The 6,730-nt window shown below is 67.7% G+C and carries 6 protein-coding genes and 1 pseudogene; 3 read left to right on the top strand and 4 right to left on the bottom strand.

The annotated features are described in order from the left end of the window. Nucleotides 1-198 precede the first annotated feature (198 nt). The gene (locus ACXJKH_RS12135) at nt 199-1,650 is read left to right on the top strand and encodes a serine hydrolase domain-containing protein (RefSeq protein WP_457319623.1); all 1,452 of its coding nucleotides are present in this window, start codon (nt 199-201) and stop codon (nt 1,648-1,650) included. A 442-nt stretch (nt 1,651-2,092) separates the two neighbouring features. Beyond that, complete coding sequence (locus ACXJKH_RS12130; RefSeq protein WP_457319622.1) at nt 2,093-4,201, top strand: TonB-dependent receptor family protein; 2,109 nt, start codon at nt 2,093-2,095, stop codon at nt 4,199-4,201. A gap of 108 nt (nt 4,202-4,309) precedes the next feature. Here ACXJKH_RS12130 and ACXJKH_RS12125 read toward each other — a convergent pair whose 3' ends face one another. The 4 genes from ACXJKH_RS12125 to ACXJKH_RS12110 are packed head-to-tail and all read right to left on the bottom strand — an operon-like array spanning nt 4,310 to nt 6,471. After that, on the bottom strand, nt 4,310-4,672 hold the full coding sequence (locus ACXJKH_RS12125; protein WP_256774509.1) for a hypothetical protein: 363 nt from the start codon (nt 4,670-4,672) through the stop codon (nt 4,310-4,312). Nucleotides 4,673-4,674: 2 nt separating this feature from the next. Then, nucleotides 4,675-5,463, bottom strand: coding sequence for a hypothetical protein (locus ACXJKH_RS12120; RefSeq protein ID WP_256774510.1), 789 nt, complete (start codon nt 5,461-5,463; stop codon nt 4,675-4,677). Then, a complete protein-coding gene (locus tag ACXJKH_RS12115) occupies nt 5,460-5,840 on the bottom strand; it encodes a VOC family protein (RefSeq protein WP_457319621.1) in 381 nt (126 codons plus the stop codon). The genes ACXJKH_RS12120 and ACXJKH_RS12115 overlap by 4 nt, the downstream gene beginning before the upstream one ends. Nucleotides 5,841-5,886: 46 nt before the next feature. After that, nucleotides 5,887-6,471, bottom strand: a complete 585-nt coding sequence (locus ACXJKH_RS12110) for a TetR/AcrR family transcriptional regulator (protein ID WP_457319620.1) — start codon at nt 6,469-6,471, stop codon at nt 5,887-5,889. A gap of 70 nt (nt 6,472-6,541) precedes the next feature. Here ACXJKH_RS12110 and ACXJKH_RS12105 point away from each other — a divergent pair. Next, nucleotides 6,542-6,730, top strand: a pseudogene (locus tag ACXJKH_RS12105) (thioesterase); the annotation flags it as partial.

The raw sequence follows: 6,730 nt of genomic DNA, 5'->3' as shown, positions 1-6,730 counted from the left end.
CCCCATGGGTGGCTGCGCTTTACCCGTACTCCATCACCGCATAATGCGGATGTGCATCGGCCAACGGCAGGTGGGGCCCGGCGGTCAAGCGCCTCCGCCCCAACGCTTGGCCCTTGACCCGCGCCGCAGGTCCAACCAGAGTTGGCGCTTGCAACCAATGAGGCAAGTGTCGTGCGTACTTCCGTGTCCGAGCGCACCATGATCCGTCCTCTGCGCGCTGCAATGATCTTGCTCTGCCTTCTGTCGGCTGTCGTGTCGGCAGCCCCTGTGGCCTTGTCTTCCCAACTCGACGCGCAGTTGCAGACCAACCGCGAACGCTACGGCATCGCCGGCCAGGCGGTACTCGTCGCGCACAACGGCGCGGTCGTCTACGAGGGTGCCAGTGGTGAGCGCGACCCGGCCTCCCACGCCCCAGCCGCCGTCGATACCGTCTTCGCCGCACAGTCAGTCGCCAAGCTGTTCACCAGTACGCTGGTGATGCAATTGGTGGAACAAGGAAAGGTAGCGCTGGACGCACCCGCCAGTCGTTACGTACCCAACCTGCCCGCGCCGTGGCAGGCGATCCGAGTGCGCGACTTCCTCAACCACAGCTCCGGGGTGGCCGAGTACTACGACCGGCAGGGCGACCGTCTGATCAGCAAGGGCTACGACGGGCTCGCGCCGACCCTCGCCGCAGCCCTGGCCGTGGCCGGCGCGGCCCCCATGCAGTTCGCACCCGGCAGCCAGGTCCGCTACACCCAGGTCAACTACCTCGTGCTCACCGCCCTTCTCGAAGCGCACTACGGCAAGCCCTATCCGGCCATCGCGCGCCAGCGCATCCTGCAGCCGTTGAAGTTGCGCAACACCTGGCTCGGGCAGGCAGGCGTACCGCACGATCGTGTTGCCGCGCCCTACATCGGCGAACACGGTCAACTGCACCAGGCCAATGAACAACCCTGGCCTGATTACGGTTGGGGCCATGCCGACCTGCAGACCACCGTGGGCGACATGAACCGGTTCCTGCAGGCCCTGGCTACCGGCAAGCTGTTGCGACCGGCGACGCTGGAGGCGCTGTGGCAGCCGCAGACACTGGCCGACGGCGGCGTCAATTTCTTCTCCAGCGGCTGGGATAGCAACCGCAACGACGGCTACACCCAGGTCGGCCACGATGGTGGTACCCGGRTCCGCGCCCGCCTCGCCTACAAGGGCACGCTGGCCGACGGCTACTGGGTGTTCGTGTACTTCACCAATGGCAGCGCCCGCAACGTGTGGTCGAGCACGCTGGTGGACAGCACGATGGCCGTGGCGGCACAACAGGCGTTCCCGCATGCCGTGCTGTCCGAACGATTGATTGGCTATGCCTTGGACAGCAATGCCGGCGCCGAGACGGCGCTCCGAGCATGGCTGCGCGATGACAGCGGTATCCCCGACGACGAGCGCGAGCGCGTAATCAACGCCACCGGTTACGCCATCCGCGAAAATCTGGGCGCGCGCCCGGCGTTGAAGGTGTTTACCCTCAACAGCGCGTTGTATCCGGACTCGGCCAATGTGTGGGACAGCCTGGCCGACTGCCATGCCGCGCTCGGTGACAAAGAAATCGCCGAGACGCTCTACGCGAGATCGCGCGCGATGGGCAAGCCGGCATCTGGCGTCGGGCCCGCTCGGCCCTGAAATGGACAGACGCGCAGGCCAGGGAATGCATGGGACGCAAGCAACGAGGTCTTCTCGACCCCCTGGTCAAATGGCCCTCATACGCCATCGTCGGTGCCGCGCGCCTGGTTTCACCACGCTGCTGGTTTTCCCGCTTCGCTGACTTGTGGCCTCCGCTGGCATCGCGACCCTGCAGACGCTGTAGCGCGCCGCTGGTGGAGGGTCGCAACCGCAGAACCGGCGAGATGTTCATGGGCTGCAGTCGCTTTCCCGCCTGTCGCGGCTGAGGGCTGCGGATTTCCGTCGATCTGGTGCACGTTCAACCGGCGGGACGACGTGCAGCCGAGCATGGCTCGGCTCTACCCGGGGCCGGTGCCGGCCGATGGCCATACGGTCGTGACGGGTGACGGGCGGCGCCGCACCTGTTAACTTGCGCGCCAGTTTTTTAGTTTACAGCCTCCCCATGCCCTTGCAGTCGTATCGTCCTACCCGTTGCCCGATCTCCCTGGCGGTCGCCCTCGCGCTGTCGGCCAGCGCCCATGCCGCCCCGCAGGCGACCACCCTGGACGCCGTCAACGTCACTGCCGCCAGCGAGACCGAGCAGGTCCGCGCGGCGCTCAAGCGCGTGCCCGGTGCCGGCAACGTGGTGGACCTGACCAACGCCGACCGTCGCCTGGCCACCAGCGCCGATGTGCTGGCCTACCAGCCCGGCATCAGCGCGCAATCACCCGGCAACGAAGGCGCCAAGGTGTCCATCCGTGGCTCGGGCATCAACCGTGGGCCGGGCGCGCATGCGTCGGGCATTTCGGTGTCGCTGGATGGACTGCCGCTGACCGGCCCTGGCGGCACGCCGTACGAGCTGCTGGAACCGCTGTGGCTGAGCCGTGTAGAGGTGCTGCGTGGCGCCAACGGTTTCGAGCGCGGTGCGCTGGCACTGGGCGGTGCGATCAACTACATCAGCCGCAGCGGCCGCGATTCGGCCGGGCTGGAGCTGCAGTACGAAGCCGGCAGCCGTGGCTACCAGAAGCGCAGCGTCGGCTACGGCGGCGTGAGCGGCGATGTCGACTACTACCTCGCCTACACCGATACCGAGTTCGACGGCTACCAGCGCCATGCCAGCGGCGACGGCAAGGGTGCGATGGCCAACCTTGGCTGGCAGATCACCCCGCAGCTGGAAACCCGCTTCTTCGTGCGCTACCGCGAGACCAATCACGAAACGCCCGGGCGCCTGACCCGCGACCAGATACGCAACGACCCGCGCGCGGCCAATCCGGCCAACCTGGCCATCGATGCACGCCGTCCGCAGCCGGGCAGCACCTGGATCGGCAACATGACCACCTGGCAGATCGATGAGGCGTCCTCGCTGCAGGCCGGGCTGGTCTACCACACCTACCCGATGGACTTGAACGAGAGCCTGTACCGGCAGCAGCTGGACTACAGCAACCTCAACGCGACGCTCGACTACCGCCACCGGCATGTACTGTTCGGCCGCGACAGCGTGACCACGCTCGGCCTGCGCGTCACCCACGACCTCGATGCAGACGTGCGCGAGACCCTGCGCTTTGCCAGCAACGGCTATGCCGCCGGCACCCACACGCGCGACTTTTCGCACCACGGCACCGACAGCACGCTTCACGTCGGCAACGATCTGGCGCTCACCGATGCCCTGCACCTGCAGACCGGGCTGGCGCTGATCAACACCCGCCGCGATGTGCAGGTCACCTGGCCGGCCACCCCCGAACGCCTTCGCGAGCAGCAGTGGGATTACGCGCCGCGCCTGGGCTTCACCTGGCAACAGACGCCGCAGGTGCAGTGGCTCGGCAACCTGAGCCGCTCGGTGGAGCCGGCGCACCCGTGGTCGATGATCTGGGGCTCGAACCAGTACTTCGGCGCCGGCAACGGTGCCTCCACCGGTCGCCAGCGCGCGCCCGTGCAGCTGGACAACCAGACCGCGACCACGCTGGAGCTGGGTGCACGGGGCGACAGCGCGCTCGGCCGCTGGGAGCTGACCGGCTATTACGCGCGGGTACTGCACGAGCTGCTCACCGTGGAGGTGATGCCGGTACCGAACCTGTTCGTGGCCGAAAACAACGCCAGTCCCACCACACACCGTGGCCTGGAAGCCGGGCTGGACAGCACGCTGTGGGAAGGCCGCGATGGCCGCCTGTCGCTGCGCCAGACGTACACCTTCAGTGACTTCCGCTACCGGCATGACGCCCTGTTCGGCAACAATCGACTACCGGGCTTGCCGCGCCACTACTACCAGGCCGAGCTGCGCTACGACCACCCGACCGGCTTCTACGCCGCGCTCAACACCGAGTACGCCTCGACGATGTTCGTGGACTACGCCAACAGTTTCCGCGCCGACAGCCACGCGATCTTCGGCAGCCGCATCGGGTTCGACGCACCCAACGGGCGCTGGCAGGCGTGGGCGGAGCTGCGCAACATCGGCGACCGCCACTACGCGGCCACGGTGACGCCCGGCTACAACGATGCCGGCAAGGACGTGGCCCGCTCGACGCCCGGTGAAGGGCGCGGCGTGTATGCAGGGCTGCGCTGGCGCTTTGAGTGAGCTGAGCGGCCGGCGTGCAGCGGCCCTGCCGCTGCCGTCGGTGGCGGCGACCCAGTAGAAATACTGAGCCAAACGCGGGCGATTGCCGTGGCACAAGCGTGACGCCAGTCAGATCGCGCTGGCCTGCGCGAACAGTGCCATGTACATCGCCACCACCGCGATGCTGCCCGCGACCAGCATCGAAGCCAGGCCGACCACGCCGGCCAGCCAGCGGCCGTGCACACCGCCGAAGCGCCAGACCAGCAACACCACCAATGGCCCCAACCACGCCAGCGGGTAGCCCGCGGCGAATGCACTGGTGAGCGATGGCAGCGGCATGCCCTGCGCCTGCAGGGGTGCCAGCAACCGTGGCAGGATCACCGCGCCCATCAGGGTAGTGAGCAGCGCGGTCACCCCGCTGGTGGCCAGCCCTACCACCAGTGCGCCCACGCCAACGGCGCGATAGGCGGTCAAAGTCGTCAACCCAGGCATGGTCATCGATCCCGTAAGGTCTGCAGCACATCCATCAAGGTGTTGGCGTGCGGCGCGATTTCCTGCGCGACCCAGCCAAGCGCGGCGAAAAACAGCAGCACGCCGAGCAGCGGCCAGAAGGTGTGGGCAAGACACAACCGCCACCAGCCCTGCGCCTGCATGCCCTGCATGCGCCGGTACAGGCCGCCGGCGATGGCCGCGTCGACCAGCAGTTCGGCCATGAGGATCGGCGCTGACCAGATCACCCAGCTGGCCGCGACCAGGGCTGCAGCCACCACCGTCACGACACCTAGAAGCGCGAGGATCGGCAGGCCTGCTTCGCCATCGGCAAGGTCCAGCACTGCGCCATCGCTGGCGCTGCTGGACGTGCTCGCCCCCGCCGCTTCGCCCCACGAGGCAGAGGCACCGCCGCCACCGGAGCGGCCGCCGCTGCCGAACCAGTCCGGTCCCGCGCCGGGCTTGGGCGAACCACCCACCGCGCCGGCATCGGGGATCACCGCATCGGCAGCCACATCGCCGCGCCAGCGCAACCATGCCCACATCAGCAGAAGAAAGATGGCATACGCCAGCAGCACCGCCAGCGGATAGCGCAGCAGCATCGTATCGATACCGCCCATCCGCAGCAGGTGCGAGGCCAGCAGCCCGGCCACAGCGGTGACCAGCACGATGGCCGCCATCTGCAGGCGCGGCCAGCCGCCGCGTTGGAGCTGCTGGCGGGCACGCGCGATTTCGCTGCCACGGGTCAACGGCAGCAGCAGCGGTCGGCTGGGCCGTGGCACGCGCCGCTTCACGCATCCGCCTGCTTGGTCACCGCTTCGACGCGATGGCCATCGGGATCGATCACGAAGGCGGCGTAATAGTGGGCGCCATAGTCCGGGCGCACTCCAGCCGCACCGTTGTCCTGGCCGCCGGCAAGCAGCGCGGCGKGATGGAAGGCCTCGACCGCGGCGCGCGTGGTCGCACTGAACGCAAGATGGAAACCCGGTCCAGGCGCGGCCGCACCGTCGTGCAGCTTCAGGCACAACAGGTCCTCATCATCGACCAGCCCATACCCGATCGCGGTGTCGTCTTCGAACACACGGCGATAGCCCAGTGCGCCCAGCACGGCATCGTAGAACGCGCCGGCCACGGCCAGGTCACGGACCCCAAGTGAAAGATGATGCAGCATGCGGACGTCCTTGCCGTGGGATGCGGAGTGCGGGCAGGTTAGGAAGTTACGGTGGCGAGTGCAATGCGCACAGCGCCAGCAACTGCGCAGCCACCCGATCAAACGGCCCGATGTCCTGCATCGCCCGGCACATCGCCACCGCGCCTTCCACGGCGGCGATGATCATGGTCGCCTGCATGGCTGCTTGCGCGGGGGCGTGGCCGGCTTCGGTCAGTGCGCTGCCAAGCCGCTGTTCCCAGCGTGCAAATACCGCCGCCGCCGCGCCCCGTGCCTGGCTCGGCACGGCTTCCACCGGCGCTTCCACCGACGCGGCCAGCACCGGGCAGCCGGCATCGAAGTTGCTGCGCAGCAGGCGCTCGCGCCACAGCTGCAGGAACTGCGCGATACCCGCAGCAGCGCCCTCCTGCAGCAGCGTCTCCAGCAGGGCATCCACCGTGTCACCGGCCAACGTGGTGGCGCGCGCCAGCAGTTCCTGCTTGCCACCGGGGAAGTGATGGTAGGTCGAGCCGAGTGGCGCGTCGGCGGCCTTGGTCACCTCGCGGATGCTGGTGGCGTTGAGCCCCACCCGCGCGAGCATTTCCGCTGCGGCGGCGACCACGCGTTGCGGTGCATCGCTGGGACGTGGACTCATGGCGCCGATCCTTGCTAAGACAGTCGTCATAGCCTAGCGTATCCGCCCTATTACAGTCGTCATAGTCAGCATGAATCTCTGGTTCCGCCTGCTCCATCTGCTGCTGTGCAGCCTCTTCCGCCCAAAACTGGCCGTACCGTTCGGGGTGTCGCGGGTGGCCTTCCGGGTATTGCCCAACGACCTGGACAGCAACCTGCACATGACCAATGGGCGCTACTGGAACATCTTCGACCTGGGCCGCCTCGACCTGATCCTGCGC

The sequence above is a fragment of the Stenotrophomonas sp. P5_B8 genome (assembly GCF_054049855.1).
This window is presented reverse-complemented; position numbering and strand designations above follow the sequence as displayed.